Genomic DNA, 26,011 nt, shown 5'->3' on the forward strand with positions numbered 1-26,011 from the left:
AAGTGCGGGGCATTTTTTTGTCTGACCGAAATCCCAAAGTCACTGCAGATCAAACTGTGGGAGCGAGCCTGCTCGCGAATACGGTATGTCAGAAACAGAGAGGGCGACTGACACTGCGCTTTCGCGAGCAGGCTCGCTCCCACATTGGATCGGTGTGGCTTACTGGATTTCTTCTGGCTTAACGATCACCCAGTTCTTGTCCGCCGTCACCGGCAATCCTTCCTTGGCCTGCGCTGCTGCATGCTTGGCCATCATGCCGTTCAACTGCGTCATGTATTTGTCCTTGCGGTTGATCCACAGGTGAATCCCGCCCTTGGCCACATCCACATCGTGGAACAGCATGTAACCGTCGCTGGTCGGGGTATCGCCACCGACCAGGACCGGTTTTTTCCACTCATCGATGTAGGTAAGGATCGCCGCGTGCTTGCCGGCCATCCACGTTGCCGGGGTCCACAGGTATGGCGTCAGCTCCAGGCCCAGGTTGGCCTTCTCGTCATATTTGCCGGCGGTAATCTGCTTGCGTGCGGTGGTCAGTTCGTTGGTCTCGCGATTCTTCAGCAGTGTGGTCACGCCGATGACGTTCTGCGGTTTGACGTTGTAGCCGTACTTCGGATCCGCCGCGACCATGCGCACCAGTTCTTCCGAGGCGGCAGTCATCACGTAAACCTCGATGCCGTTCTCCATCAGCTTGTTGTACAGCTCTTGCTGGCCAGTGAAGATCTTCGGCGGATTGACGTCGAGCTTCTTGACCACATCACCTTCGTAATAAGTCGCCGGCACCGGTTTGCCCGAGGCCATCAACTCATCGACATAGCCCTTCAGCTCTTTGAGGGTGAAGCCGGAGAACACCTGCGCCACCCACGGGTAGCAGACCATGTCGTCGACTTCACAGAGACGGTAGTAGTAACTGAACAGGCTTTCCTTGTGGTCGGCGGTGTCCTTGAACGGCATCAGTTTCAGGGAGGGATCGAGTTTGTCGCGGGTGATCAGGCCCTTGTTTTCCATGAACGGCAGCAAGGATTCTTCAAGGTCGTAGCGGTAACTGGTGTTGTCCATGTCGAACACCGCGTAGTTACCCTTGTTGGCGTTGGCGGCGATCATCGCGTCCAGCGCCTTGGCCTGATCCGCCGGCCAGTGTTTCAGGTCGGTGGCGAAAGCCTGAGTAGCCAGGCCCATGCCCACTGTCAGCGCGACAGCCAGAAATTTCGGTGCGAACTTCATAAGCCTCTTCTCCCTGATTCAAAGAGATCGACGCTAACAAATAAGTGTGACAGTCCTCGTCTGTCAGCGACCGCCCACGTCCCTATTGCGCCAGATGCATTGCCGAGAGCGACACGTGCTTATTCCAAAAACGACGGACAACCTTCGATTTCGGTATTAATTCATTGCAAATCAAACTGTTAGGCTTGCCGGTTCACAGTTGCCCAAGAATGCGACTGGCACAAGTCTTATCGGAGTTTTCATGAATCTGCCACTGATCCTCAATCTGCTGGTGTTCCTCGCCCTGCTGTTCGGTCTGGCACAGACCCGCCACACCACGTGGAGCCTGGCGAAAAAAGTTCTGCTCGCACTCGCGCTGGGCGTGGCGTTCGGCGTTGCACTGCACACCGTTTACGGTGCCGGCAACCCGGTGCTGAAAGCCTCGATCGGCTGGTTTGATCTGGTCGGCAACGGCTACGTGCAGTTGCTGCAAATGATCGTCATCCCGCTGGTGTTCGCCTCGATCCTCAGCGCCGTGGCGCGTCTGCACAACGCTTCGTCGCTGGGCAAGATCAGTTTCCTGACCATCGGCACCCTGCTGTTCACCACCGCGATTGCGGCGCTGATCGGTATCGGCCTGACCAACCTGTTCGGCCTCACCGCTGAAGGTCTGATCGCCGGCACCCAGGAAATGGCCCGTCTGCAAACCATTCAGACCGACTACGCCGGCAAGGTCGCTGACCTCAATGTGCCGCAACTGCTGCTGTCGTTCATCCCGCAAAACCCCTTTGCCGATCTGGCGCGGGCCAAGCCGACGTCAATCATCAGCGTGGTGATTTTCGCTGCATTCCTCGGGGTTGCCGCGCTGCAACTGCTCAAGGATGACGTCGAGAAAGGTCAGAAAGTGATCAACGCCATCGACACCCTGCAGGCCTGGGTGATGCGTCTGGTGCGTCTGGTGATGAAGCTGACCCCGTACGGCGTGCTGGCGCTGATGACCAAAGTGGTCGCCGGTTCCAACCTGCAGGACATCATCAAACTCGGCAGCTTCGTCGTGGTCTCGTACCTCGGTCTGGGCCTGATGTTCGTCGTGCACGGCTTGCTGGTTTCGGCCGCAGGGATCAACCCGCTGCGTTTCTTCCGCAAGATCTGGCCGGTGCTGACGTTCGCGTTCACCAGCCGCTCCAGTGCCGCCAGCATTCCGCTGAGCATTGAAGCGCAGACTCGTCGTCTGGGGATTCCGCAGTCGGTGGCGAGTTTTGCGGCATCGTTCGGTGCGACCATCGGCCAGAACGGTTGCGCCGGTCTGTACCCGGCGATGTTGGCGGTGATGGTGGCGCCGACCGTTGGTATCAACCCGCTGGATCCGCTGTGGATCGCGACGTTGGTGGCAATTGTGACGTTGAGTTCGGCCGGTGTGGCCGGTGTCGGTGGTGGCGCGACGTTCGCGGCATTGATCGTGCTGCCGGCGATGGGCTTGCCGGTGTCACTGGTGGCGTTGCTGATTTCGGTTGAGCCGCTGATCGATATGGGTCGCACGGCGTTGAACGTGAGCGGTTCGATTACCGCTGGCGCAATTACCAGTCAGGTGATGCAGCAGACCGATAAAGAGTTGCTGGATGCTGATGAGCATGCGGAGTTGGCGCAGGCTTAAGCTCTTCTTTGCCTGATCCGGCCTCTTCGCGAGCAGGCTCGCTCCCACATCGGAATGCATTTCCCCTGTGGGAGCGAGCTTGCTCCGGGTGGCGTTCCGACGAAGCTCTCAGGCTTTCTCCCAAACCTCAAAGCTATACGCGGGTTTGTCGCCCTCAGCCGGATTCGGCACATTCGACACCAGCTTCCACTGCTGCAAATCAAACTCTGGAAACCACGCATCCCCCTCCGGGCTCAACGCCACGCGGGTCAGATACAGACGATCCGCCTGCGCCAGCCCTTGCGCATATAACTGCGCACCACCAATCAGCATCAGCTCATCAACGCCCTGCGCCTTCGCCCATTCCTCGGCGCGAACCACTGCTGCTTCCAGCGATGGGTAAACCTCGGCACCTTCGAGCACCAGATCGGCCTGACGGCTGACCACGATGTTCAAGCGTCCCGGCAACGGCCGACCGAGCGAATCCCAGGTCTTGCGACCCATGATGATCGGCTTGCCCAAGGTCGTGGCCTTGAAGTATTTGAAGTCCCCCGGCAGGTGCCAGGGCATGCTGTTGTCGACGCCGATCACGCGGTTTTCACCGAGGGCTGCGATCAGGCTGAGGGGGAGTGATTTAGTCATGCCGGCGAGGATACCAGAGCCGCGCTTACCCCGATAAGCGCCACAGCGGTTATGCTCAGCGCTCAATTGAGCGACGGGATGCCGCGTGACTGAACTGACTCCACTGCAAAACCTCTGGCTGACCGAGACCGTGCGCCTGCGCGAAGAACACGCAGGCCCATTGGATGATCTGGAAGCCAACCGACTGGCGCGCACGGCCGGCGGCGATCTGCCGAGCCGCATTCAGCGCCGGGCGTTATGGCTGGCCGAGCGTGATGGGCTGACCAATGCACTCAAACACTGGCTGCAAGGCGCACGTCTGGCGCTGGTGCTGATGGCGCTTCTGGCCTGCGTCACCGGGGCTGGCATGGCATTTTCTGCGCTGGGCGACGGAACACGAGCGGTAAACATTTTCTGGGCGCTGGGCACGTTGCTCGGGGTCAATCTGATCCTGCTGCTGAGCTGGGCATTCGGCCTACTGTTCGCCGGCGAACACGCTGCTGCGCTTGGCCGCCTGTGGCTGTGGCTCAGCGAAAAATTTGCCCGGGACGCCAAAGCCGCGCAGTTGCCCCCCGCATTGCTGGTCTTGCTGCAACGCCACAAACTCAATCGTTGGGCGATTGGCTCACTGGTCAATGGCCTGTGGCTGCTGATCATGTTCAGCGCGCTGAGCATGCTGATATTGATGATGGCCACTCGGCAATATGACTTCATCTGGGAAAGCACGCTGCTGGGCGCTGACTTCTTCGCAGCACTGACTGATGCGTTGACGGTTATTCCCCATGCGCTGGGCTGGAGTGCGCCGAGCGTGGACATGATCCGCGTGACGCTGGACACCGATTACAACCGCGTCCTGGTTCGCCAGATGTGGGCGATATGGCTGGTCGGCGCGGTGCTGATCTATGGCGTGCTCCCCCGCCTGCTGCTGATGCTGTTCTGCCGTTGGCGCTGGAAGCGTGGACGTGATCGCTTGCGTCTGGAACTAAACCTGCCCGGCTACGCGCAACTGCGCGAACGCTTGATGCCGACCAGCGAACGCCTTGGCGTCAACGATCCTGCGCCTGCGCAATTGCATCGCGTCGAAAGCAGCGTTGGCGAACTCGCCAGCGAAGGCGCGTTGCTGGTCGCCATCGAACTCGACGAACAGCGCCCATGGCCACCCGCGTTGCCGAAAAACGTCAGTAACGCTGGCATCCTCGACAGCCGCGAATCACGCCACAAACTCCTCGAACAACTCAGTCGTTTCCCGCCGGCGCGTCTGGCGATTGCCTGCGATCCTCGACGTTCACCGGATCGCGGCAGTCTCGCGCTAATCGCCGAACTGGCACGCAGCGCGGGCGAAACCCGCGTCTGGCTGCTGCAAGCGCCGCCCGGCGAAGCACTCGATGCCGAACGCCTCGGCGACTGGCACATCGCGCTGCAACAACTGGATCTGCAATTTGCCGATTGCGCGCCGTTGAACTGGCTGGAGACTGGCCATGACTGATGCCTTGAAAGCGCCGCTGAAACTCGCGGTGGTCGGCCACACCAACGTCGGCAAGACCTCGCTGCTGCGTACGCTGACCCGCGATGTCGGCTTCGGCGAGGTCTCCCATCGCCCCAGCACCACGCGGCATGTCGAAGGCGCACGGTTATCGGTGGACGGCGAGCCATTGCTCGACCTCTACGACACGCCGGGACTGGAAGACGCCATCGCCCTGCTCGACTTTCTCGAACGTCTGGAACGCCCCGGCGAACGCCTTGATGGCCCGGCGCGGCTGGCGCGATTTCTCGACGGCAGTGAAGCGCGCCAGCGTTTCGAACAGGAGGCGAAAGTGCTGCGACAACTACTCGCCTCCGACGCCGGTTTGTATGTGATCGATGCACGCGAGCCAGTGCTGGCCAAGTACCGCGATGAACTGGAAGTGCTCGCCAGTTGCGGAAAACCGCTGCTGCCGGTGCTGAATTTCGTCAGCAGCGCCAACCATCGCGAGCCGGATTGGCGCGAGGCGTTGGCGCGGCTCGGGCTGCATGCGCTGGTACGTTTCGACAGCGTTGCGCCGCCTGAAGATGGCGAGCGGCGGTTGTATGAAAGCCTCGCGCTGCTGCTGGAAAACGCCCGTCCGCAACTTGAGCGGTTGATTGCCGATCAACAGGCTCAGCGCCTGGCGCGGCAGCAAAGTGCGGCGCGATTGATTGCTGAATTGTTGATCGACTGTGCGGCTTGTCGGCGCAGTGTGGTCAGCGAAGCTGCGCAGGAACAGCAGGCCATCAGCGAACTGCGCAAGGCTGTGCGCCAGCGCGAGCAGAAGTGTGTTGAGGCGTTGCTCAAGCTGTATGCGTTTCGTCCACAGGATGCGGCGGCGAGTGATTTGCCGTTGCTGGATGGGCGCTGGGGTGATGATTTGTTCAACCCGGAGACCTTGAAGCAACTCGGTGTGCGCGTGGGCGGTGGGATTGCTGCCGGTGCGGCGGCGGGGGCTGGTGTTGATCTGCTGGTTGGCGGGATCACGCTCGGCGCGGCGGCGTTGGCCGGTGCGATTGCCGGCGGTGCGCTGCAAACGGCGCGCAGTTATGGCAGTCGGTTGCTGGGCAAGATCAAAGGGCAGCGCGAGCTGACGGTGGATGACGGGGTGTTGCGGCTGTTGGCGTTGCGTCAGCGGCAGTTGGTGTTGGCGCTGGATCAGCGCGGGCATGCGGCGATGGACGCCGTACAAGTGGCGACGCCCCAGGACAAGACCTGGCGCGAGGGCAAATTGCCTGAGGCGCTAAGCAAGGCGCGGGCGCATCCGCAGTGGTCGTCGTTGAATCCGCAGGCGAAGTTGAATCAGGCGGAAAGGCAGGAGCAGATTGAGGCGTTGGTTGCTCGGGTGCTTGAGCTTTAGATCGCTACCCCCTCACCCCAGCCCTCTCCCCCAAGGGGTAGAGGGGGAAGGGAGCAGATCTTCTGGCTTTTCAAAACCTGAGTTCGACTGGATATTTCAGGTCGATGTATCACCTGAGATCAACTCCGTAGGCCCCCTCTCCCTCCGGGAGAGGGGGAAGGGAGCAGATCTTCTGGCTTTTCAAAACCTGAGTTCGACTGGATACCTCAGGTCGATGTATTACCTGAGAACAACTCCGTAGGCTCCCTCTCCCTCCGGGAGAGGGCTGGGGTGAGGGTTGCAATCACCCGGCCGACAACAAAACCTCAGCCTTACGCTTCAGCACAGCCAAATCAATCACCGGCACCGCCCTCTCCTTGGCCAACTCATCCCACTGCCGCATCCGCAGGCTGACCGCACACAGCGGATCACGCTCAAACACATCCGCCTCAGCCTCGGTCATCACCCCGCCCTGATACGCCAGCGTCCGCCGACTCGCCTCACTCAACCGCTCGAAATACCCCGGCTCACGCAACGTCAGATACCGCTTGGCCTGCACGTGATATTCCACCAACCGCGCCATGCGCTCGCTGAAACCGGCTTCACGCAAATAATCCGCGCCCAGCCGTTCATGACTGACCACGCCATAGCCGCCCATGTTCTGCGCGCCCTCGGCACACAAATGGCCGATGTCATGGAAGAACGCCGCCAGCACCACTTCATCATCAAAGCCCTCGGCCATCGCCAGTTCGGCAGCCTGAGACATGTGTTCGATCTGCGACACCGGCTCGCCGATGTAATCACGGGTGCCGAAGCGTTCATACAACCCGAACACCCGCGCGACGACTTGCTCGTGACCTGTCATCAAATTTCCTCCAGCAACTGCGCAATGTTGCGCTCGGCCATCGCCGGGCCGACGCTCATGCCGACGCCGGTGTGCATCAGCGCCACACTCAGACCCGCTGCCGGGCGCAAAAACGAAAACGGCCCCGGCCCCCGGGAACCATAGACGCCCTGCCAGCGCTCGACCACTTGCACTTTGCAGCCAAGCGTCTGCTCGGCCAGTTCAAGCATCCAGTTATCCACTTGCTCAGCGTTGAACGGTGAAGGGTCGCTGCCGTAATGGTGCGAGTCGCCGATGATCAATTCGCCGTACGGCGTCGGGCTGATCAACAGGTGGATGCCGTTGTCGTGCAGGTGCGGTTGTTCACGCAGGATCTGCGCCTGCACCGCCGCCGCTTCCGGCAGATCGGCGAAGGCGCCGTAGTGCACGCAACTGAGGCCGGTGAGCAAGGCGTGTTGCAGATTCAGATCGATCTGCGGTTTGGCGCGGAGCATTTGCAGGCGGCAGATTTGCGGTTCGAGCGCAGCGATCGGCTCGGCCAACAGGGTCTGATAATCGTGGCCGGAGCAAACGACGATCTGATCCGCCGCGAAAGTCCCCGCCGTGCTTTGCAGACGCCCCGGTTCGACGTCGCGCACCAGCGTGGAAAAATGAAACTCGACACCGAGGTCGCGACGCAAGTAATCGATCAGCGCCGGGATCGCTTCGCGCGAATACAACTGTTGATCGTCGATGCCGTGGAGGGCGGCGCGGTGATGGCTGAACTGGCCGTTGTACAAATCGCGCAGCGCGGCGCCGCGCAGCAGTTGAATGTTGTAACCGTGTTCCACGGCGCGGCCATTACAGAAGGCTTCGAGCAGGTGTTCTTCGGCTTCGGTTCTGGCGAACAGGTAAGAACCGTTGCGCTTGATTTGCAGACCGGCGAGTTGCGCCCAATCGCCCCATATCTCGCGGCTGGCCTTGGCCAGTTCGAGCATTTGGCCGGGTGGCTGGCCGGTCACAAGTGCCTGACCGAAGTTGCGCACCGAAGCGCCGAGGGGGGTGGCGGTGCGTTCGAAAACGGTGACCTTGAGGCCGCGTTTGGCGGCGGCGTAGGCGTGCGATAAGCCGAGAATGCCGGCGCCGACGATGAGCAGGTCTTTGGGTTGTGTCATCTGGATGCTGTCCTGCATGGGAGACCGCTTTCGCGAGCAGGCTCGCTCCCACAGGGGATTTTTTGTGCCCACAAAATTTGTGTTCACTGGAGATCCAATGTGGGAGTGAGCCTGCTCGCGATGAGGCCCGGTCAGACTACGAAGATTTACTTGGCAGCGACTTTTTCGGACTTGCCGTCATAACGCTTGCGCCACTCGGTCAGAATCTCGTCGCGATTCTTCGAGGCCCAGGCAAAGTCGTTTTTGATCAGACGCTGCTCATAATCCGCCGGCAATTCAGTCTGCGGCTTGGCGATCCCTGGCTGTGCGAGAACAGCGAAGTTCTCCTTGTACAGATCCATCGCCTCGGCACTCGCCGAGAAGTCAGCCAGTTTTTTCGCCGCCTCTTCATGCGGCGTGCCTTTGATCACGGCAGTCGCTTCGATCTCCCAGCCCAGACCTTCCTTCGGCAGGATGATGTCCAGTGGCGCGCCCTGACGCTTCAGCTGTACCGCCGGGTATTCAAAGGAAATCCCGATCGGGAACTCCCCCGCCGCCGCCAGCTTGCAAGGCTTGGAACCGGAGTGAACGTACTGGCCGATGTTCTGGTGCAAGCCGTCCATGTAGGCCCAGCCCTGCTTCTCGCCGAAGGTTTGCAGCCACGCGCTGACGTCGAGGAAACCGGTGCCGGACGAGGCCGGGTTGGGCATGACGATCTTGCCCTTGTACTCAGGCTTGGTCAGATCCTGCCAGCTCACCGGTTTGCTCAAACCCTGCTTCTCGGCCTCGACAGTGTTGAAGCAAATGGTCGCGGCCCACACATCCATGCCGACCCACGCTGGCGGGTTGGCAGCGTCGCGGTAGTTCGCGCCGATCTTGCCGAGGTCCTTCGGCGCGTAGCTTTGCAGCATGCCTTGCTGATCGAGGATCGCCAGACTGGAAGCCGCGAGGCCCCACACCGCGTCAGCCTGCGGGCGGGCTTTTTCGGCGAGCAGTTTGGCGGTGATGATCCCGGTGGAATCACGCACCCATTTGATCTCGACGTCCGGGTTGGCCTTTTCGAACGCTTCTTTATAGGACTTCAGTTGCTCGGCTTCGAGGGCGGTGTACACCGTCAACTCGGTTTTTGCCGCGAAGGCATTCAGGCTGAAAGTAGCGAGCACAGCAGCGGCCAGGGCCATAGGCTTGAACATGATCGTTTTCCTGTAGTGAGTTGAACGGAGTTGGAATCAGTGACCGGGCGCGGTTTGCCGCCAGGCTTGAGAACGGCGCAGCAAGCCGCGCGAAGCCCACGCCAGCAGCAAGGACACGCCCGCCGAGGTGAACAGAATCAGGGTCGACATCGCCGCCGCGCCGCCGACGTTGCCGGCGTCATCCATGTTCAGCACCGCCACCGCCGCGAGGATGGTGTCGGGGCTGTAGAGGAAGATCGCCGCCGACACCGTGGTCATCGCCGAGACGAACAGGTAGCGCACGATGTCGAGCAGCGCCGGCAGACAGATCGGCACAGTGACGCGCAGGTAGTGCCGATACAGTGGTGCTTTGAGCGACAGCGCGGCGGCTTCGAACTCGGCATCGAGTTGGCGCAGCGCGGTGGTCGCGGTCATTTGTGCGGTGGTCAGGTAGTGCGCGATGGTGCAGACGATCAGCAGCGTCATCGTCCCGTACAGCACATGCAGCGGGTTACCCGTGAGGTTGAAGAAGAAAACGTAACCCAGACCAAGCACCAGCCCCGGCACCGCCATCGGCACAAAACTGAGCATGCGCAACGCCAGGTTGAGGCCACGCTGACTGCGGGTTTTCTCCATCAGGTAAGCACCGGTGAAGATCAGCACGCTGCCGATCAACGCCGTACCCAGCGCCATCTTCAAACTGTTGCTGTAGGCCAGCCAGCCACCGCCAGCGGTTTCGTTGAACTGATAGTGGTTGAGCGACAGCGACAGGTTGTACGGCCAGAACTTCACCAACGACGAGAACACCGCCATACCGAACACCAGAATCAATGCGGCGCTGATCAACAAAACAATCGCCAGATAGCAGCCATCGCGCACTTTCGACGGCGCCGGTTTGAACACCTGCGCCCGACCGCTCATGGAATCGCCGTGACGCCGACGCAGCCAGGCATCGACACCAAAGCTGAACAGCGCCGGCAGCAACAGCACCATGCCGATCAATGCGCCGCGCCCGAATTGCTGTTGGCCGACCACGGCTTTGTAGGCTTCCAGCGCCAGCACCTGATAGTCGCCACCGACCACCACCGGCACACCGAAATCGGTGATGGTCAGGGTGAACACCAGACAGAACGCCGCGAACACTGCCTGGCGAGTCGCCGGCCAAGTGATGCTGCGAAACGCCTTGGCCGGGCTGGCACCCATGCTCGAAGCAGCATCGAAAAGACGCGCATCGGCCAGCGACAATGCCGAGAGCAAAATCATCAGCGCATGGGGAAAGGTGTAAATCACCTCACCCAGCACAATCCCCCAGAACCCATAGATGTTGTCCGAGAGCAGCCCGCGCAACATGCCCTGATTGCCGAACAGATAGACCAGTGCAATTCCCGGCAGCATCGACGGCGCCATCAGCGGCAACAACGAAATCCCGCGCCAGATGCCCTTCGCCGGAATCATCGTGCGCTGCAGCGCGTAGGCAAACAGGTAAGCCAGCGGTACGACGATGGCCGCAACGCTGAGAGAAACTTTCAAACTGTTGCCGAGCAGCCAATGGAAATTCTCGCTGGTCACCAACTCCTTCGCCGCGACCCAGCCACCGCCCTGCCCGGCCTCGCTGCTGAAACCACGCCAGAAGATCGCCAGCAACGGCAGCAACACCGCGACGCCGAGCAACAGCAGCAGAAGGACTTTGCCGCCGACAACAAAAATGCGGTCGCCGATCTCGGCTTTCGAAGTCTGACGCACCTGCTTGTGCGGTAGCGGCAGCGCGAGGTTGCTGTTCATCAGGCAAACACCTGCAGGCTGCGCGGCGGCAAGGCGACCATGATCTGCTGGGCGCCGAGGCGCGGCATGGCTTCCGGGGCGAGTTCGGCGAGCAAGGCGTGGCCCGGCAGTTGGTCGAGTTCGAAGCTCATGCGGCAGCGATTGCCGAGGAAGGTGATCTCGCGGACTTTAGCCGGGAACAGGTTTTCTTCGTGCACTGGCGGATTGACGTTGATCGCCTCCGGGCGGCAGAACAAACGGCCCGAGGCGCGCTGAATGCTGCCATCGCTGAGGCGCAGGTTCATCCCGCCGACCTGCGCGTGAGTGTCGCTGCTGCGCTGGAACGGCAACCAGTTGCCCTGCCCGACGAACTCAGCCACGAACGGTGTGGCCGGGCGGTTGTAGATTTCCTGCGGGGTGGCGTACTGCTCGACGCGGCCGTTATTCATCACGGCAATGCGGTCGGCCATCAGCATGGCTTCGTCCTGATTGTGCGTGACCATCAGGGTGGTGATGCCGAGGTTGCGTTGCAGTTGGCGCAGTTCGGTGCACAGATGCTCGCGGACGCGGGCGTCGAGGGCGGACATCGGTTCGTCGAGCAACAACAACGAGGGTGCTGGTGCCAAGGCCCGAGCCAGAGCAACGCGCTGTTGTTGGCCGCCGGACAATTGGCCGGGGTACTTTTTCTCGCTGCCGGTGAGGCCGACCAGTTCGAGCATCTGTCCGACGCGCCGGCGCACTTCATCGCGACCGCTGCCGGCGAGGCCGTAGGCAATGTTCGCTTCGACGGTCAGATTGGGGAACAGCGCGTAGGACTGGAACAAAATCCCGTAGTCGCGGGCTTGCGGGGCGAGGTGCGAGACGTCGCGATCACCGAGGTACAGCTCGCCGCTGTCCTGTTTCTCCAGACCGGCGATGCAGCGCAGCAACGTGGTCTTGCCGCAGCCCGACGGGCCGAGCAGGCACACCAGTTCACCGGCGGCGACGTCGAGGGAGACATTATCCAGTGCGGTGAACGCGCCGAAGCGTTTCTGCACGCCGCGCACTTTCATCGGCGCACCGGGGTGGGTCAGGGCAGTTGCGATGGCAGGATTCATGGACAGACCTCATCAAGCAGATGAGGCCAATCCTAGAGTTGTAATGCGTCCGTCATGTGGCAGTGAGGCAAAAACGGCCGATAGTGGTATTCGGGGATTTTGGTTCAGAAGATTCAGGTCTTGAGTTGTTTGAACCGACGCCTTCGCGAGCAAGCTCGCTCCCACAGGGATCTTCGGCGAACGTAAATCCTGTGGCACCAGAAATACCTGTGGGAGCGAGCTTGCTCGCGAAAAGACCAGCACAGGCACTGAAAATCTCAGGCCGGGGACATTTCCTGGGCCAAGCCGAGGAACGCCGCCGGCAACCGCGCGCCCTTGCGCTCTTTCAGGCAATACAGATATTCAGGAATCTGCGGCGCATTCTCGATCGTCAGCACGCGCAACTGCGGGTCATGCGGCACTTCCTGCCGGGCAATGATGCTGATGCCGATATTGCGCAACACCGCCTCACGAATCGACTCACGGCTGCCAATCTCCAGCAACGGCCCGAAACTCACCCCGGCACTGGCGAGCAACTCTTCCGTCAGCCGCCGCGTGGTCGAACCCGACTCACGCATCAACAACGTATGCCCGGCCAGCGCACTCAACGCGACATGCTCCTGCGCCGCCAGCGGATGATTGCGATGCACCGCCAGCACCAGCGGATCAGTGCCCAACACCCGACGAATCAACCGCGCGTCATCGAGCAATTGCGACGACGCGGCGATGTCCACCCGATAATCCTCCAGTGCTTCCAGCACCTGCTGCGAGTTGCCGATTTCCACCGACACCTCAACCTGCGGCAGACGCTCGCGAAAGGTCTTCACCAGATCGAGGATGTAATACGGCGCCGTCGCGGCAATGCGCAATGTGCCCTGCACCTGACCGCTGTTGCGCAGGAAAAACTCGATATCCGCTTCCTGCTGCAACAGCGTCTTGACCATCGGCAGCAGCCGCGCGCCTTCGTCACTGACGCTGAGGCGCCGGCCGCCCCGGTAGAACAGCTCCACCGAATACTGACTTTCCAGATTGCGAATCTGCGTGGTCACGGTCGGCTGGCTGAGGCCGAGTTTTTTCGCCGCCAGCGTGATGCTGCCCAGGCGGGCGACCATGTAAAACGCTTTCAGCTCGGCACTCAGCACAACCGTTCCTCACTCTATTTGCGCAGCAGGCGCAAACCGTTGAACACCACCAACAGACTCACGCCCATGTCGGCGAACACCGCCATCCACATGGTGGCGAGTCCGGCAAAGGTTACCGCAAGAAAGATCGCTTTGATCACCAAGGCCAGCGCGATGTTCTGTTTCAGAATGCTCGCGGTGTTGCGCGACAAGCTGATAAACGCCGGGATCTTGCGCAGATCGTCGTCCATCAGGGCGACATCGGCAGTTTCGATCGCGGTATCGGTGCCTGCGGCAGCCATGGCGAAACCGATCTCTGCACGGGCCAGTGCCGGGGCGTCATTGATGCCATCGCCGACCATACCGACTCGCCGGCCCTGTGCATAAAGGTCTTCGATGGCTTGCAGCTTGTCGGTCGGCAGCAAGTCGCCACGCGCTTCGTCGATGCCAACCTGCGCGGCAATCGCCTGGGCGGTGTGGACGTTGTCGCCGGTGAGCATCAGGGTTTTCACCCCGAGTTCATGCAACTGACGGATCGCTTCGCGGCTGGTTTCCTTGACGGTATCGGCCACGGCGAACAGTGCCAGCGGGCCGGAGCTGTCGAGCAGCAGCACCACGGATTTGCCCTGTTTCTCCAGCGCGAAGAGTTTTTCTTCCAGTGCCGGCGAGCACAGGCCCAGTTCTTCAACCAGACGATGGTTGCCCAAGTGGTAGGTCTGGCCGTTGATTTCGCCTTTGACGCCACGCCCGCCCAGCGCTTCGAAGTTATCCACAATCAAAGCTGCGAAGTTTTTATCCACAGCGGCATTGGCGATGGCCAACGACACCGGGTGATCGGAGCGACCGGCCAACGCAGCGGCGATGGCCGGTGCCGTGGCGTCCGCCGTCGCGTCGAGGGACAGGTAATCGGTCTGCACCGGTTTGCCGTGGGTGATCGTGCCGGTTTTATCCAGCGCCAGATAATCGAGCTTGAAACCGCCTTCCAGGTACACGCCGCCCTTGACCAGAATGCCTTTGCGCGCGGCAGCGGCGAGGCCACTGACGATAGTCACCGGCGTCGAAATCACCAGTGCACATGGGCACGCGACCACCAGCAACACCAGCGCGCGGTAGATCCAGTCGAACCACACGGCGCCCATGAACAGCGGAGGAATGATCGCCACGGCCAAGGCAAACACGAACACCACAGGCGTGTAGATTTTCGAGAACTGATCGACGAAGCGCTGAGTCGGTGCGCGCGCGCCTTGAGCCTGTTCGACGGCGTGGATGATCCGCGCCAGGGTCGAGTTATTCGCTGCGGCGGTGACCGCGTATTCCAACGAACCGGCCTGGTTGATGGTGCCGGCGAAGACTTTGTCGCCGACGGTTTTTTCCACCGGCAGGCTTTCCCCGGTGATCGGCGCCTGATCGATGGTTGAACTGCCACTGACCACTTCACCGTCCAACGCAATGCGCTCGCCGGGTTTCACTCGTACGCGGGCGCCGAGTTCGACGCTTTTCACATCCTGTTCAATCCAGCTGCCGTCAGCCTGCAACACCGTGGCTTGCTCCGGCGTCATCTGCATCAAACCGCTGATCGCATTGCGCGCGCGGTCCAGCGAACGTGCTTCGATCAGCTCGGCGACGGTGAACAGGAACATCACCATCGCCGCTTCCGGCCACTGGCCGATGAGGATGGCACCGGTGACGGCGATGCTCATCAGCGCGTTGATGTTGAGGTTGCGGTTCTTCAGGGCGATCCAGCCCTTTTTGTAAGTGCTCAGGCCACCGCTGAGGATCGACACCAGCGCGATGATCGCGACCACCCAGGTCGGCGCGGCGTTGGTGAAGTGGATGACTTCGGCGGCAAGTGCGCCGACACCGGACAATGCCAACGGCCACCAATGTTTTTTCACTGGCGCCGGGGCTGGCGCATCGACGCCCGCCTCCAGCGGCTCAGCGTGCATGCCGAGGGATTTGATCGCCTCGGTGATCGGCTCGGTACCCGGCAGATTGTGAGTCACGCCGAGTACACGGTTGATCAGATTGAATTCCAGTTGCTGCACACCGGCGAGTTTGCCGAGTTTGTTCTGGATCAACGTCTGCTCAGTCGGGCAGTCCATCGCCTCGATACGGAAACTGCTCAGCCGCGCATCGGCGCTGGTCTTTTCGCTCAGTTGCACCAACGCAGGCGCGGCAGCTGTCGACGAGCAGCAGGAGTCTTCGTGCGCATGAACCGGTGCCGGTGCTGCGACTTTCGACCCACAGCAAGAGTCGCCGCCATGGGAATGCTTATGCACAGGCTGCAATTTATGACTGTGATCGTGGCCGTCGCCGGGCTTATGGGTGTGCTGGGAATCGCTCATTGGTCGCGTCCATGAAGGTGCCTGTTGCCAAGTAAAGACCCTGTAGCCACTATAGGGTCAAGCACCCTTTTGGAGATTGTCGTCATGAAGATCGGAGAACTGGCCAAACTGACCGATTGCGCCGTGGAAACCATCCGTTACTACGAGCGCGAAAACCTGTTGCCGGAGCCGGCCCGCAGCGACGGCAACTACCGCGTCTACACCCAGGCCCACGCCGAACGCCTGACCTTCATCCGCAACTGCCGCACCCTCGACATGACCCTCGAAGAGATTCGCAGTTTGCTGACCTTGCGCGACAGCCCGCAGGATCAATGCGAAAGCGTGAATGCGTTGATCGACGAACATATCCAGCATGTGAAGGCGCGGATTGATGGGTTGTTGGCGTTGCAGACACAACTGCTCGACTTGCGCCAACGCTGTGGCGAAGGACCGGATGCGGAGCAGTGCGGGATTTTGCAGCGGCTGGAAGTGAGTGGCGGGGTTGTCGCGACCGAAGTCGAACACTCCCACGTAGGCCGCAGCCACGGCCATTGAGCCCAACACAAAACACTGTGGGAGCGAGCTTGCTCGCGAAAGCGGTGGTTCAGTCGACACTTCTATCAACTGACACTCCGCTTTCGCGAGCAAGCTCGCTCCCACAGGGGGGTGCGTACTACTTGTCAGACCGCCATTGGCGCGGTCATTGGCGCGTGGTGCTCATAACCTTCCAGCGAAAAATCGCTCGGCTCGACCAGCTCCAGCCATTCCGGCTGATACACGCCCGTCTTGGCAAACTCCGGCACGCGGTCGGAGATCTTCAGCTTAGGCATGGCGAACGGCTCGCGCTTGAGCTGTTCGTTGAGCATGTCCAGATGGTTCTCGTAGACGTGCGCATCTCCGATGAAATAGGTGAACCAGCGCGGCGTGTAGCCGGTCAGGCGACCGATCAGGCTCAGCAGCGCGGCACCTTCGGTGAGGTTGAACGGCGTGCCCAGGCCCAGATCGTTGGAGCGGATGTAGAGGGTCAGAGAAATCTCTTTGGTCTCGACATTCGGGTGGAACTGGTACAACAGATGGCACGGCGGCAGGGCCATTTCATCCAGCTGCGCGACGTTCCAGCCGTGGAACAGAATGCGGCGGCTGCCCGGATCGTTGATGATCGTGTCGACGCACTGACGCACCTGATCGATGGCTTTGTACAGCACCACGTAAGCCTGGCCGTCTTCTTCGCCCTGAGCGATCTGCTTGTAGCCGTTGCTCAGGGTTTGTTCGATGGCAGCGCTGTTGCTCAGCGGGATCTGCTTGTACGCCGGCCATTTGCGCCATTGCACGCCGTAGATTTCGCCGAGGTCGTCGTCGCCCTGACGGAACGGGTTGGCCAGCCACTGCGCGTTTTCGTTGGCGTTCTGGTCCCAGACCTTGCAGCCCAGCGCACGGAATTCAGCGGCATTGTTCACGCCACGGAGAAACCCGCACATCTCGCCGATGGCCGATTTGAAGGCCATTTTGCGCGTGGTGATCGCCGGAAAACCTTCCTGCAGATCGAAACGCAGCATCGCCCCCGGGAAACTGATGGTGTTGATGCCGGTGCGGTTGGCTTGCTTGGTGCCGTTCTGAATGACGTGCGAGACCAGTTCGAGATATTGCTTCATGAGTTACCTGTGTCCTTTGAGCCCCGGCGTCGCGCGCCGGGGTTCGTAGTTTAAGCCGTCGGTGCGAGCGGTGCTGCCGGCGCGCGACGATAGGCCAGCCAGATCAGGAACAGCCCGCCGACGATCATCGGCACGCAGAGCACCTGGCCCATGGTCAGCCAGTTCCACGCCAAGTAGCCCAGCTGCGCATCCGGCACGCGGACGAATTCGACGATGAAACGGAAGATGCCATAGAACAGCGCGAACATGCCCGACACGGCCATGGTCGGACGCGGTTTGCGCGAGAAAATCCACAGGATCAGGAACAACGCCACGCCTTCGAGCGCGAACTGATACAGCTGCGACGGGTGACGCGGCAGCTGCGCCGGATCGCTGAATGGCGGGAAGACCATGGCCCACGGCACGTCGGTGGCCTTGCCCCACAGCTCGGCGTTGATGAAGTTACCGATACGCCCGGCGCCCAGACCGATCGGCACCATTGGTGCAACGAAGTCCATCAACTGGAAGAACGACTTGCCGTTGCGCTTGCCGAACCACAAGGCCGCGAGCATCACGCCGATGAAACCGCCGTGGAACGACATGCCGCCCTTCCACACTTCGAAAATCAGCGTCGGGTTGGCCAGGTAGGCGCTCAGATCGTAGAACAGCACATAGCCCAGACGTCCGCCGACGATCACGCCCATCGATAGCCAGAACACCAGATCGGAGAGTTTCTCCTTGGTCCAGGTCGGGTCGAAACGGTTGAGCCGGCTTGATGCCAGCAGCCACGCACCGCCGATGCCGACGAGGTACATGAGACCGTACCAGTGGATTTTCAGCGGACCGATGGCCAGGGCCACCGGGTCGATCTGCGGGTAAGGCAGCATTGCGACTCCTCGTTAGAGTTGAAACCAAAATTCCCGGGCGACGCTGCCACCTCAGGATTAAGCCAGGATTGCGACGCGGTTAAAGCAGGAAGCTCAAACCCACGCTGAACAGCAAAGCGGCGAACAGCCGTTTCAGCAAGCGCGGCGACAACCGATGCGCCAAACGCGCGCCGATGCGGGCGAAGACCATGCTGGTCAGGGCGATGCCCAACAGCGCCGGCAAATACACAAAACCGAGACTATGCGGCGGCAACAACGGATCGTGCCACCCCAGAATCATGAAACTTAATGCACTGACCAGCGCGATTGGCAGACCGCAGGCCGACGAAGTCGCCACCGCTTGCTGCATCGGCACGCTGCGCCAGGTCAGGAACGGCACGGTCAACGAACCACCACCGACGCCAAAAATCGCCGAGGCCCAACCAATGATGCTGCCGGCCACGGTCAGACCGAGTTTACCCGGCACCGTTCGGCTGGCCTTGGGTTTGATGTCCAGCGCCAGTTGCACCGAGATGATCAAAGCGAATACGCCGATAATCTTTTGCAGGTGAGGCCCGGAAATTGCCTCAGCGGTCAACGCACCGAAACCTGCACCGAGCAGAATGCCGACGGCCATCCACCTGAAGATCGGCCAGCGCACCGCGCCGCGTCGGTGATGCTCTCGTACGGCGTTGACCGAGGTGAAGATGATCGTCGCCAGCGACGTGCCGACCGCCAGATGGGTGAGGATCGACTGATCAAAGCCCTGCAAGGTAAAACTGAACACCAGCACCGGGACGATAATGATCCCGCCGCCAACCCCGAACAGCCCGGCCAGCACGCCCGCACAGGCGCCCAGCGCCAGATAGAGCAGAAATTCCATGACCGTCTCCCCAGACCGCATCCGCAAAACCGGAGCGGCATGGTAACGGATGCACACCCTTTGGCTCCACTGGCGATGGATGCACGGACGCGGGATGCGTAGAGTGAGCAAAAAACACACAAGGACCACCTTATGTGCCTGATCGTTTTCGCCTGGCGCCCGGGCCATGCCCGGCCGCTGATCGTCGCGGCCAACCGTGACGAGTTCTACGCTCGGCCGAGCCTGCCACTGGCGCAGTGGCCGGAGGCGCCGCATGTGCATGCCGGACGTGATCTTGAGGCTGGCGGGACTTGGCTGGGAATCGGCGCCAACGGGCGCTTTGCTGCGCTGACCAATATTCGTGATCCGCATCAGCCGCCGGCGCGCAAATCGCGGGGTGAGCTGGTGGCGCGGTTTCTGACCGGCGAATCGTCAATTGATGATTATTTGAACGATGTGGTCGGGCGTGCGCCGGAATATGCCGGGTTCAATCTGCTGCTGGGTAATAGCCATGAGCTGTGGCATTTCAATGCGCGGATGTCGGAGCCGGTGATGCTCGCGGCCGGCGTTTACGGGCTATCCAATGCCGGGCTGGATACGCCGTGGCCGAAACTGCTCAAGGCCAGGGCTGCGTTGAATGCGGTGCTGGATGATCCGACGCCTGCGCAGCTGTTGGCGTTATTGAGTGATGCGCAAACGGCGCCGTTTGCCGAGCTGCCGGATACCGGGGTGGGTTTGGCGACGGAGTCATTGTTGTCGAGTGTGTTTATTGCCAGCCAGAGTTATGGGACGCGGGCGAGTACGGCGTTGATTGTGCAGGCGGACGGGACGCGGCGGATGGTGGAGCGGAGTTTTGGGCCGTATGGCGGGCATTTGGGCGAGGTGGAGATATCAGCTTAAGAGCCAACCCTCACCCCAGCCCTCTCCCAGAGGGAGAGGGGGCCGACCGCGGTGTCTTGAGCCGTACATCGACCTGAAAAACCGAGTCGATTATGGACTCAGCAGCACCTTCACTCGGTGCGGGTCGATCATGGATTCAGCACAGCACTTTCAAGTCGGCGGAGTTCTGCAGCAACCCCCAATCAGTCCCCTCTCCCTTTGGGAGAGGGTTAGGGTGAGGGGCTTTTGATCTTCAGAGGGCCTTGACGACCGCTGGCGGATTGATCTTCGACAACCCAAGGTTCTTCAGCGCCAATTGCAGCGAGCTGTGGATAACTTGCGGGTTATCGATGGTCATCAGCTCAGCCAACAACTCCTTGGCCTTGCTCAGATTGACCTGCCGCAACATCCACTTCACCTTCGGCAGGTTGGTGGCGTTCATCGACAGGCTGTCAAAACCCATCGCCATCAACAGCACTGCCGCTGCCGGATCACCGGCCATCTCGCCGCAGATACTCACCGGTTTGCCTTCGGCATGGGCATCGCGCACCACGGTTTGCAGCGCTTGCAGCACCGCCGGGTGCAGGTAGTCGTAGAGATCGGCAACACGCGGGTTGTTGCGGTCGACCGCCAGCAGATACTGGGTCAAGTCGTTGGAGCCGACGGACAGGAAGTCGACCATCCGCGCCAGTTCCTTGGTCTGGTACACCGCCGCTGGAATCTCGATCATCACGCCAATCGGCGGCATCGGCACATCGGTGCCTTCGTCGCGCACTTCGCCCCAGGCCCGGTGGATCAGGTGCAGGGCTTCTTCGAGTTCGTGGGTGCCGGAGATCATCGGCAGCAGAATCCGCAGGTTGTTCAGGCCTTCGCTGGCCTTGAGCATCGCGCGGGTTTGCACCAGGAAGATTTCCGGGTGGTCGAGGGTCACGCGAATGCCGCGCCAGCCGAGGAACGGGTTGTCTTCCTTGATCGGGAAGTACGACAGCGACTTGTCACCGCCGATGTCGAGGCTGCGCATGGTCACCGGTTGCGGGTGGAACGCGGCGAGCTGCTCACGGTAGATCGCCAGTTGCTCCTTCTCGCTCGGGAAGCGCTGGTTGATCATGAACGGCACTTCGGTGCGGTACAGGCCGACACCTTCGGCACCACGCTTCTGCGCCCTTGCCACATCGGCCAGCAGGCCGGTGTTGACCCACAACGGCATGCGGTGGCCATCGAGGGTCACGCACGGCAGGTCGCGCAGGGTGTCGAGGCCCAGCGCCAGTTGTTTCTCTTCTTCGACGACTTCGGCGAACTGTTTGCGCAGCACTTCGCTCGGGTTGGTGTAAACCTCGCCGCGTGTGCCGTCGACGATCATTTCGATACCGTCGACCTTGGCGTACGGCAGGTCGACCAGACCCATCACCGTCGGAATGCCCATCGCCCGGGCGAGGATCGCGACGTGCGAGTTACCCGAGCCGAGCACCGACACCAGACCGACCAGCGTGCCTTCCGGCACCTCGCCGAGCATGGCCGGCGTCAGTTCTTCGCTGACCAGAATGGTTTTTTCCGGGTAGACCAGGTTCTGCTGGCGCTCTTCCTGCAAGTAGGCGAGCAGGCGGCGACCGAGGTCTTTGACGTCCGATGCACGCTCACGCAGATAGGCGTCGTCCATCAGTTCGAAACGGTTGACGTGTTCCGTGACCACCTGACGCAGCGCGCCCTGGGCCCACTGGCCAGTCTTGATCACGGTGGTGATTTCGCTGCCCAGCGAGGCATCGTCGAGCATCATCAGGTAGACGTCGAACAGCGCGCGCTCTTCCGGACGCAGCTGCGTCGCCAGCTTGGCGGACAACGCCCGCATGTCGGCGCGCACGCCTTCGATGGCGGTCTTGAACAGCGCCAGCTCAGCGTCGATGTCGGTGATGTTTTTATCGGGCACCACGTCGAGATCGGCCGGTGGCAACATGACCACCGCCGTACCGACCGCTGCACCCGGCGAACCCGGTACGCCGACGAACTTGGCTTCCTGAATGCCTTTGCCCTGACGACCCAGACCACGGATCGAACCGGTGGCCTCGGCGTGGGCGATTACGCCGGCGAGCTGCGCGCTCATGGTCACGAGAAAGGCTTCTTCACCTTCATCGAACTGGCGGCGTTCTTTTTGCTGGATGACCAACACGCCGACGACGCGGCGGTGGTGAATGATCGGTGCACCGAGGAACGAGGCGTAGCGCTCTTCACCGGTTTCGGCGAAGTAGCGATAGCGCGGGTGATCCGCAGCGTTTTCGAGGTTCAGGGGTTCTTCACGCGTGCCGACCAGGCCGACCAGACCTTCGTTGGGTGCCATGCTGACCTTGCCGATCGAGCGCTTGTTCAAGCCCTCGGTGGCCATCAGGACGAAGCGGTTGGTCTCGGGATCAAGCAGGTAGACCGAGCAGACCTGGCTGCCCATGGCCTCTTTGACGCGCAACACAATAATCCCCAACGCCGCCTTGAGATCCTTGGCGGAGTTAACTTCCTGGACGATCTTGCGCAGCGTATTGAGCATGGCTCGGGGTCGAACTCCGTCGTCAGTCGCGCGCTAAAAGGCGCGGGGCAAGCTCTTTGAGGGCGCGGCGATACACCTCGCGCTTGAATGTCACCACCTGGCCCAACGGATACCAATAGCTGACCCAGCGCCAGCCATCGAACTCCGGTTTACCGGTCAAATCCATCCGCACCCGCTGCTCGTTGGAGATCAGGCGCAGGAGAAACCATTTCTGTTTCTGGCCGATGCACAGCGGTTGGCTGTGCGTACGCACCAGACGTTGCGGCAAACGATAGCGCAACCAGCCCCGAGTACAGGCCAGTATTTCAACATCTTCACGTTCCAGGCCAACTTCTTCGTTCAGCTCGCGGTACAAGGCGTCTTCCGGCGTCTCTTCAGGGTTGATTCCCCCTTGCGGAAACTGCCAGGCATCTTGATTGATACGGCGAGCCCATAGCACCTGGCCGGCGTCATTCGTCAGAATGATCCCGACATTGGGGCGGAAACCATCGGGGTCGATCACGGGCACAACCTCGCAAACGCATGTCGCCGCATTGTTCCACAAAGGTTGATAAGGCGGCAACGAAGCTTCCTACCTTATGTGCACTCTTGTGAAAAGACCGTATTCTTGTTGCCTTTTTACAGACTTATCAGTGGGTAACTGCAATGCGCCTGGCACTCTTCGATTTGGACAACACCCTTCTGGGCGGCGACAGCGATCACGCCTGGGGCGACTATCTGTGTGAACGCGGCTTCCTCGACCCGATTGCGTACAAAGCGCGCAACGACGAGTTCTATCAGGATTACCTGGCCGGCAAACTGGATAACGCCGCTTACCTGAACTTCTGCCTGGAGATCCTCGGCCGCACCGAAATGGCCGTGCTCGAGCAATGGCACAACGATTACATGCGCGACTGCATCGAGCCGATCGTGCTGCCGCAGGCGCTGGACCTGCTGAAAAAACACCGCGACGCCGGCGACAAACTGGTGATCATCACCGCGACCAACCGCTTCGTGACGGCGCCAATCGCTGTGCGTCTGGGCGTTGAAACCCTGATCGCTACCGAGTGCGAGATGGTCGATGGCCGTTACAGCGGGCGCAGCACTGATATTCCGTGCTTCCGTGAAGGCAAGGTAACGCGCCTGAACCGTTGGCTGGAAGAGACCGGGTATTCGCTGGACGACAGCTATTTCTATAGCGATTCGATGAATGATTTGCCGCTGCTGGAGCAGGTGGCGAATCCGGTCGCGGTCGATCCGGACCCGAATCTGCGCGCCGAAGCCGAGAAGCGTGGCTGGCCGGTGATTAGTCTGCGCGACTGAAATCGCCTTCGCGAGCAGGCTCGCTCCCACAGGGTATTTGTGAACCACACAGATCCAATGTGGGAGCGAGCTTGCTCGCGAATGAGGGCAACTCGGTCTCAAGCCTTAAACCGGCTTGGCCCCCATCAACCCGGCAATGGCGAGAAATCCGATGCCGCTGACAATCGCCAGGGCCAGATTGAATTTCCAGTTACCAACCCCGCTAGTCCACAGCCGATTAAGCCGCACCAACAGCCACACTGCACTCAACGTGGCCACGGCATAGATCACGCTGGAACCCAGAATCCAGAACTGCCCCAGTGGCCAGCCGATCAGGTGCACCAACCACCAGCCGGTGAAAGGCATGCTCAGCATACCGATCAGCATCAGACACCAGATAAACAACCAGGGACGTTGCATCGTGCTGGCCGGCCCTTCGCTGCGATTACGCCACGTCAGAGCGGCAAGCCCCAGCCCGCTCGCGAGTATGATCACGGTTGCCGCGACGTGAAGTACTTTCAGGGTGGTCAGGGTTTCCATGAATTTCTCTTCCTTGGGCCATGCCCATCAGCGTAGCCGTTCAGCCGAGAAACAGCTGATAGGCCGGGTTCTCGCTTTCGTCCCAGTATGGGTAGCCGATTTCCTCAAGGGCTGCCGGCACCAGATGACGCTCGTCGTGCGGCACTTGCAGGCCCGCGACCACGCGGCCATCGGCGGCGCCGTGGTTGCGGTAGTGGAACATCGAGATGTTCCAGCGCCCACCCAGCTTATTAAGGAAGTTGAACAGCGCACCCGGACGCTCCGGGAACTCAAAGCGGAACACCACTTCATCAATCACGTGCGCCGCGTGCCCGCCGACCATGTGGCGGATGTGCAGCTTGGCCAGTTCGTTGTCGGTCAGGTCGAGCACCGGGAAACCCTGCTCGGTGAGGCTCGTCAGCAACGCACTGCGCGGATCGTTTTCCGGGTGCGTCTGCACGCCAACGAAGATGTGCGCTTCGCTGCCGGTGTTGTAGCGGTAGTTGAATTCAGTGATCTGGCGCTTGCCGATGGCTTCGCAGAACGCCTTGAAGCTGCCGGCCTTCTCGGGAATGGTCACGGCGATGATCGCTTCGCGGCCTTCACCCAGTTCGGCGCGCTCGGCGACATGACGCAAGCGGTCAAAGTTGACGTTGGCCCCGGAATCGATGGCGACGAAGGTCTGTCCGCTGACGCCGCGTTGCTCGACGTACTTCTTGATACCGGCCACACCCAAAGCACCGGCAGGTTCGGTGATCGAGCGGGTATCGTCGTAGATATCTTTGATGGCCGCACAGATCTCGTCGGTGCTGACGGTGATCACTTCATCGACATAGTCTTTGCAGATGTCGAAGGTGTGCTGGCCGATCTGCGCCACGGCCACGCCGTCGGCAAAGATGCCCACGGTCGGCAATACGACACGCTCACCGGCGGCCATCGCGGCTTGCAGGCAGTTGGAGTCGTCCGGCTCGACGCCGATGACTTTGATGTCCGGGCGCAGGTATTTCACGTACGCGGCGATACCGGCGATCAGGCCGCCGCCGCCTACCGGGACGAAAATCGCGTCCAGCGGCTGCGGGTGCTGGCGCAGAATTTCCATCGCCACCGTGCCCTGCCCGGCAATGGTGTGCGGATCGTCGTACGGGTGGATGTAAACGTAGCCTTTTTCATCGACCAGTTTCAGCGAGTAGGCCAGGGCTTCCGGGAACGAATCCCCGTGCAGCACCACTTTGCCGCCGCGCGAACGCACGCCTTCAACTTTGATTTCCGGAGTGGTCTTGGGCATGACGATGGTGGCTTTGACGCCCAGTACTTTCGCCGCCAGGGCCAGGCCCTGCGCATGGTTGCCCGCCGACGCGGTGACCACGCCACGGGCGCGTTCTTCATCGCTCAGTTGCGTCAGCTTGTTGTAGGCGCCGCGAATCTTGAACGAGAACACTGGCTGCAAGTCTTCGCGCTTGAGCCAAATGTCATTGCCCAGCCGCTCGGAGAGCTGGCGAGCGTTCTGCAGCGGGGTTTCTACGGCAACGTCATAAACGCGCGAGGTGAGGATCTTTTTGACGTACTGTTCGAGCATCGGAAAGCATCACTGAGCGGTTGAGCGGGACCGAGGAGTCTAACCCGGCTTTTGCCCGGGCGACCACACGAATCCAGAGGTTTTAGCCACGCTTGCGGCTATAATGCCGGCCTTTCCGTTCTCACCTTGCCCGCTT

22 protein-coding genes are annotated in these 26,011 nt (G+C 60.9%); 6 read left to right on the forward strand and 16 right to left on the reverse strand.

Translation table 11 applies throughout. From position 1 onward, the window contains the following. Positions 1 to 159: 159 nt before the first annotated feature. A complete protein-coding gene (locus A8O26_RS00425; protein ID WP_064116295.1) occupies positions 160 to 1,221 on the reverse strand; it encodes a hypothetical protein in 1,062 nt (353 codons plus the stop codon). A gap of 241 nt (positions 1,222 to 1,462) precedes the next feature. Between A8O26_RS00425 and A8O26_RS00430 the strand changes: the two genes are divergently transcribed. After that, on the forward strand, positions 1,463 to 2,854 hold the full coding sequence (locus A8O26_RS00430; protein ID WP_064116296.1) for an L-cystine transporter: 1,392 nt from the start codon (positions 1,463 to 1,465) through the stop codon (positions 2,852 to 2,854). 108 nt (positions 2,855 to 2,962) lie between these two features. On the opposite strand, the gene A8O26_RS00435 is transcribed toward A8O26_RS00430, so the two are convergent. Beyond that, positions 2,963 to 3,475 (reverse strand): dihydrofolate reductase, encoded by a 513-nt coding sequence (locus A8O26_RS00435; RefSeq protein WP_064116297.1) that lies wholly within the window; start codon positions 3,473 to 3,475, stop codon positions 2,963 to 2,965. An 85-nt stretch (positions 3,476 to 3,560) separates the two neighbouring features. Between A8O26_RS00435 and A8O26_RS00440 the strand changes: the two genes are divergently transcribed. Both A8O26_RS00440 and A8O26_RS00445 read left to right on the forward strand, forming a co-directional pair. Beyond that, positions 3,561 to 4,940, forward strand: coding sequence for a DUF2868 domain-containing protein (locus tag A8O26_RS00440; RefSeq protein ID WP_064116298.1), 1,380 nt, complete (start codon positions 3,561 to 3,563; stop codon positions 4,938 to 4,940). A 4-nt stretch (positions 4,941 to 4,944) separates the two neighbouring features. After that, complete coding sequence (locus A8O26_RS00445) at positions 4,945 to 6,318, forward strand: GTPase/DUF3482 domain-containing protein (protein WP_172828107.1); 1,374 nt, start codon at positions 4,945 to 4,947, stop codon at positions 6,316 to 6,318. 283 nt (positions 6,319 to 6,601) lie between these two features. On the opposite strand, the gene A8O26_RS00450 is transcribed toward A8O26_RS00445, so the two are convergent. From A8O26_RS00450 to A8O26_RS00480, 7 genes are all read right to left on the reverse strand, one after another. Beyond that, complete coding sequence (locus A8O26_RS00450) at positions 6,602 to 7,162, reverse strand: phosphonate degradation HD-domain oxygenase (RefSeq protein WP_064116300.1); 561 nt, start codon at positions 7,160 to 7,162, stop codon at positions 6,602 to 6,604. Further along, on the reverse strand, positions 7,162 to 8,295 hold the full coding sequence (locus A8O26_RS00455; RefSeq protein ID WP_064116648.1) for a TIGR03364 family FAD-dependent oxidoreductase: 1,134 nt from the start codon (positions 8,293 to 8,295) through the stop codon (positions 7,162 to 7,164). Before A8O26_RS00455 ends, A8O26_RS00450 begins: the two co-directional genes overlap by 1 nt. A 146-nt stretch (positions 8,296 to 8,441) precedes the next feature. Then, the gene (locus tag A8O26_RS00460) at positions 8,442 to 9,467 is read right to left on the reverse strand and encodes a putative 2-aminoethylphosphonate ABC transporter substrate-binding protein (RefSeq protein WP_034153698.1); all 1,026 of its coding nucleotides are present in this window, start codon (positions 9,465 to 9,467) and stop codon (positions 8,442 to 8,444) included. A gap of 36 nt (positions 9,468 to 9,503) precedes the next feature. Beyond that, positions 9,504 to 11,228 carry a putative 2-aminoethylphosphonate ABC transporter permease subunit gene (locus tag A8O26_RS00465; protein WP_064116301.1) on the reverse strand — a complete coding sequence of 575 codons (1,725 nt, stop codon included), beginning with the start codon at positions 11,226 to 11,228 and terminating at the stop codon, positions 9,504 to 9,506. Beyond that, positions 11,228 to 12,304: a putative 2-aminoethylphosphonate ABC transporter ATP-binding protein gene (locus A8O26_RS00470; protein WP_064116302.1), complete on the reverse strand. Its 1,077-nt coding sequence runs from the start codon at positions 12,302 to 12,304 to the stop codon at positions 11,228 to 11,230. The genes A8O26_RS00465 and A8O26_RS00470 overlap by 1 nt, the downstream gene beginning before the upstream one ends. A gap of 257 nt (positions 12,305 to 12,561) precedes the next feature. Next, on the reverse strand, positions 12,562 to 13,425 hold the full coding sequence (locus A8O26_RS00475; protein WP_064116303.1) for a LysR family transcriptional regulator: 864 nt from the start codon (positions 13,423 to 13,425) through the stop codon (positions 12,562 to 12,564). A 14-nt stretch (positions 13,426 to 13,439) separates the two neighbouring features. After that, complete coding sequence (locus tag A8O26_RS00480) at positions 13,440 to 15,749, reverse strand: heavy metal translocating P-type ATPase (RefSeq protein ID WP_064116304.1); 2,310 nt, start codon at positions 15,747 to 15,749, stop codon at positions 13,440 to 13,442. Positions 15,750 to 15,833: 84 nt separating this feature from the next. Here A8O26_RS00480 and cadR point away from each other — a divergent pair, with 84 nt between their 5' ends. Then, positions 15,834 to 16,283 (forward strand): Cd(II)/Pb(II)-responsive transcriptional regulator, encoded by a 450-nt coding sequence (gene cadR, locus A8O26_RS00485; RefSeq protein ID WP_064116305.1) that lies wholly within the window; start codon positions 15,834 to 15,836, stop codon positions 16,281 to 16,283. A 125-nt stretch (positions 16,284 to 16,408) separates the two neighbouring features. Here cadR and A8O26_RS00490 read toward each other — a convergent pair whose 3' ends face one another. The 3 genes from A8O26_RS00490 to A8O26_RS00500 all read right to left on the reverse strand — a co-directional run bounded on the left by A8O26_RS00490 (position 16,409) and on the right by A8O26_RS00500 (position 19,108). Continuing rightward, positions 16,409 to 17,380 carry a thymidylate synthase gene (locus tag A8O26_RS00490; protein WP_064116306.1) on the reverse strand — a complete coding sequence of 324 codons (972 nt, stop codon included), beginning with the start codon at positions 17,378 to 17,380 and terminating at the stop codon, positions 16,409 to 16,411. 50 nt (positions 17,381 to 17,430) lie between these two features. Next, the gene (lgt, locus tag A8O26_RS00495) at positions 17,431 to 18,246 is read right to left on the reverse strand and encodes a prolipoprotein diacylglyceryl transferase (protein WP_064116307.1); all 816 of its coding nucleotides are present in this window, start codon (positions 18,244 to 18,246) and stop codon (positions 17,431 to 17,433) included. Positions 18,247 to 18,325: 79 nt separating this feature from the next. Beyond that, positions 18,326 to 19,108 carry a sulfite exporter TauE/SafE family protein gene (locus A8O26_RS00500; RefSeq protein WP_064116308.1) on the reverse strand — a complete coding sequence of 261 codons (783 nt, stop codon included), beginning with the start codon at positions 19,106 to 19,108 and terminating at the stop codon, positions 18,326 to 18,328. A gap of 132 nt (positions 19,109 to 19,240) precedes the next feature. Here A8O26_RS00500 and A8O26_RS00505 point away from each other — a divergent pair, with 132 nt between their 5' ends. Then, complete coding sequence (locus tag A8O26_RS00505) at positions 19,241 to 19,987, forward strand: NRDE family protein (RefSeq protein WP_064116309.1); 747 nt, start codon at positions 19,241 to 19,243, stop codon at positions 19,985 to 19,987. 232 nt (positions 19,988 to 20,219) lie between these two features. Here A8O26_RS00505 and ptsP read toward each other — a convergent pair whose 3' ends face one another. Both ptsP and A8O26_RS00515 read right to left on the reverse strand, forming a co-directional pair. Beyond that, the gene (ptsP, locus tag A8O26_RS00510; RefSeq protein ID WP_064116310.1) at positions 20,220 to 22,499 is read right to left on the reverse strand and encodes a phosphoenolpyruvate--protein phosphotransferase; all 2,280 of its coding nucleotides are present in this window, start codon (positions 22,497 to 22,499) and stop codon (positions 20,220 to 20,222) included. A 22-nt stretch (positions 22,500 to 22,521) separates the two neighbouring features. Further along, the gene (locus A8O26_RS00515) at positions 22,522 to 23,001 is read right to left on the reverse strand and encodes an RNA pyrophosphohydrolase (protein ID WP_003229203.1); all 480 of its coding nucleotides are present in this window, start codon (positions 22,999 to 23,001) and stop codon (positions 22,522 to 22,524) included. A 143-nt stretch (positions 23,002 to 23,144) separates the two neighbouring features. On the opposite strand from A8O26_RS00515, the gene A8O26_RS00520 reads away from it, so the two are divergent. Beyond that, entirely contained in the window at positions 23,145 to 23,801 is a 657-nt protein-coding gene (locus A8O26_RS00520) for an HAD family hydrolase (RefSeq protein WP_064116311.1), read from the forward strand. 105 nt (positions 23,802 to 23,906) lie between these two features. On the opposite strand, the gene A8O26_RS00525 is transcribed toward A8O26_RS00520, so the two are convergent. Together A8O26_RS00525 and ilvA are read right to left on the reverse strand one after the other, a co-directional pair. Then, entirely contained in the window at positions 23,907 to 24,320 is a 414-nt protein-coding gene (locus A8O26_RS00525; protein ID WP_064116312.1) for a DUF2269 family protein, read from the reverse strand. A gap of 40 nt (positions 24,321 to 24,360) precedes the next feature. Further along, positions 24,361 to 25,875 (reverse strand): threonine ammonia-lyase, biosynthetic, encoded by a 1,515-nt coding sequence (ilvA, locus tag A8O26_RS00530; protein ID WP_064116313.1) that lies wholly within the window; start codon positions 25,873 to 25,875, stop codon positions 24,361 to 24,363. Between the last annotated feature and the right edge of the window lie 136 nt (positions 25,876 to 26,011).

The sequence above is a fragment of the Pseudomonas fluorescens genome (assembly GCF_001648775.1).
In the GTDB taxonomy this organism is placed as follows: Bacteria; Pseudomonadota; Gammaproteobacteria; order Pseudomonadales; family Pseudomonadaceae; genus Aquipseudomonas; species Aquipseudomonas fluorescens_M.

Excerpts from the sequence above, each read along its gene's own strand:
- A8O26_RS00425 (WP_064116295.1), bottom strand. The coding sequence starts at position 1,221 with ATGAAGTTCGCACCGAAATTTCTGGCTGTCGCGCTGACAGTGGGCATG.
- A8O26_RS00430 (WP_064116296.1), top strand. The coding sequence starts at position 1,463 with ATGAATCTGCCACTGATCCTCAATCTGCTGGTGTTCCTCGCCCTGCTG.
- A8O26_RS00435 (WP_064116297.1), bottom strand. The coding sequence starts at position 3,475 with ATGACTAAATCACTCCCCCTCAGCCTGATCGCAGCCCTCGGTGAAAAC.
- A8O26_RS00450 (WP_064116300.1), bottom strand. The coding sequence starts at position 7,162 with ATGACAGGTCACGAGCAAGTCGTCGCGCGGGTGTTCGGGTTGTATGAA.
- A8O26_RS00455 (WP_064116648.1), bottom strand. The coding sequence starts at position 8,295 with ATGACACAACCCAAAGACCTGCTCATCGTCGGCGCCGGCATTCTCGGC.
- A8O26_RS00460 (WP_034153698.1), bottom strand. The coding sequence starts at position 9,467 with ATGTTCAAGCCTATGGCCCTGGCCGCTGCTGTGCTCGCTACTTTCAGC.
- A8O26_RS00465 (WP_064116301.1), bottom strand. The coding sequence starts at position 11,228 with ATGAACAGCAACCTCGCGCTGCCGCTACCGCACAAGCAGGTGCGTCAG.
- A8O26_RS00470 (WP_064116302.1), bottom strand. The coding sequence starts at position 12,304 with ATGAATCCTGCCATCGCAACTGCCCTGACCCACCCCGGTGCGCCGATG.
- A8O26_RS00480 (WP_064116304.1), bottom strand. The coding sequence starts at position 15,749 with ATGAGCGATTCCCAGCACACCCATAAGCCCGGCGACGGCCACGATCAC.
- cadR (WP_064116305.1), top strand. The coding sequence starts at position 15,834 with ATGAAGATCGGAGAACTGGCCAAACTGACCGATTGCGCCGTGGAAACC.
- A8O26_RS00490 (WP_064116306.1), bottom strand. The coding sequence starts at position 17,380 with ATGAAGCAATATCTCGAACTGGTCTCGCACGTCATTCAGAACGGCACC.
- lgt (WP_064116307.1), bottom strand. The coding sequence starts at position 18,246 with ATGCTGCCTTACCCGCAGATCGACCCGGTGGCCCTGGCCATCGGTCCG.
- A8O26_RS00500 (WP_064116308.1), bottom strand. The coding sequence starts at position 19,108 with ATGGAATTTCTGCTCTATCTGGCGCTGGGCGCCTGTGCGGGCGTGCTG.
- A8O26_RS00505 (WP_064116309.1), top strand. The coding sequence starts at position 19,241 with ATGTGCCTGATCGTTTTCGCCTGGCGCCCGGGCCATGCCCGGCCGCTG.
- ptsP (WP_064116310.1), bottom strand. The coding sequence starts at position 22,499 with ATGCTCAATACGCTGCGCAAGATCGTCCAGGAAGTTAACTCCGCCAAG.
- A8O26_RS00520 (WP_064116311.1), top strand. The coding sequence starts at position 23,145 with ATGCGCCTGGCACTCTTCGATTTGGACAACACCCTTCTGGGCGGCGAC.
- A8O26_RS00525 (WP_064116312.1), bottom strand. The coding sequence starts at position 24,320 with ATGGAAACCCTGACCACCCTGAAAGTACTTCACGTCGCGGCAACCGTG.
- ilvA (WP_064116313.1), bottom strand. The coding sequence starts at position 25,875 with ATGCTCGAACAGTACGTCAAAAAGATCCTCACCTCGCGCGTTTATGAC.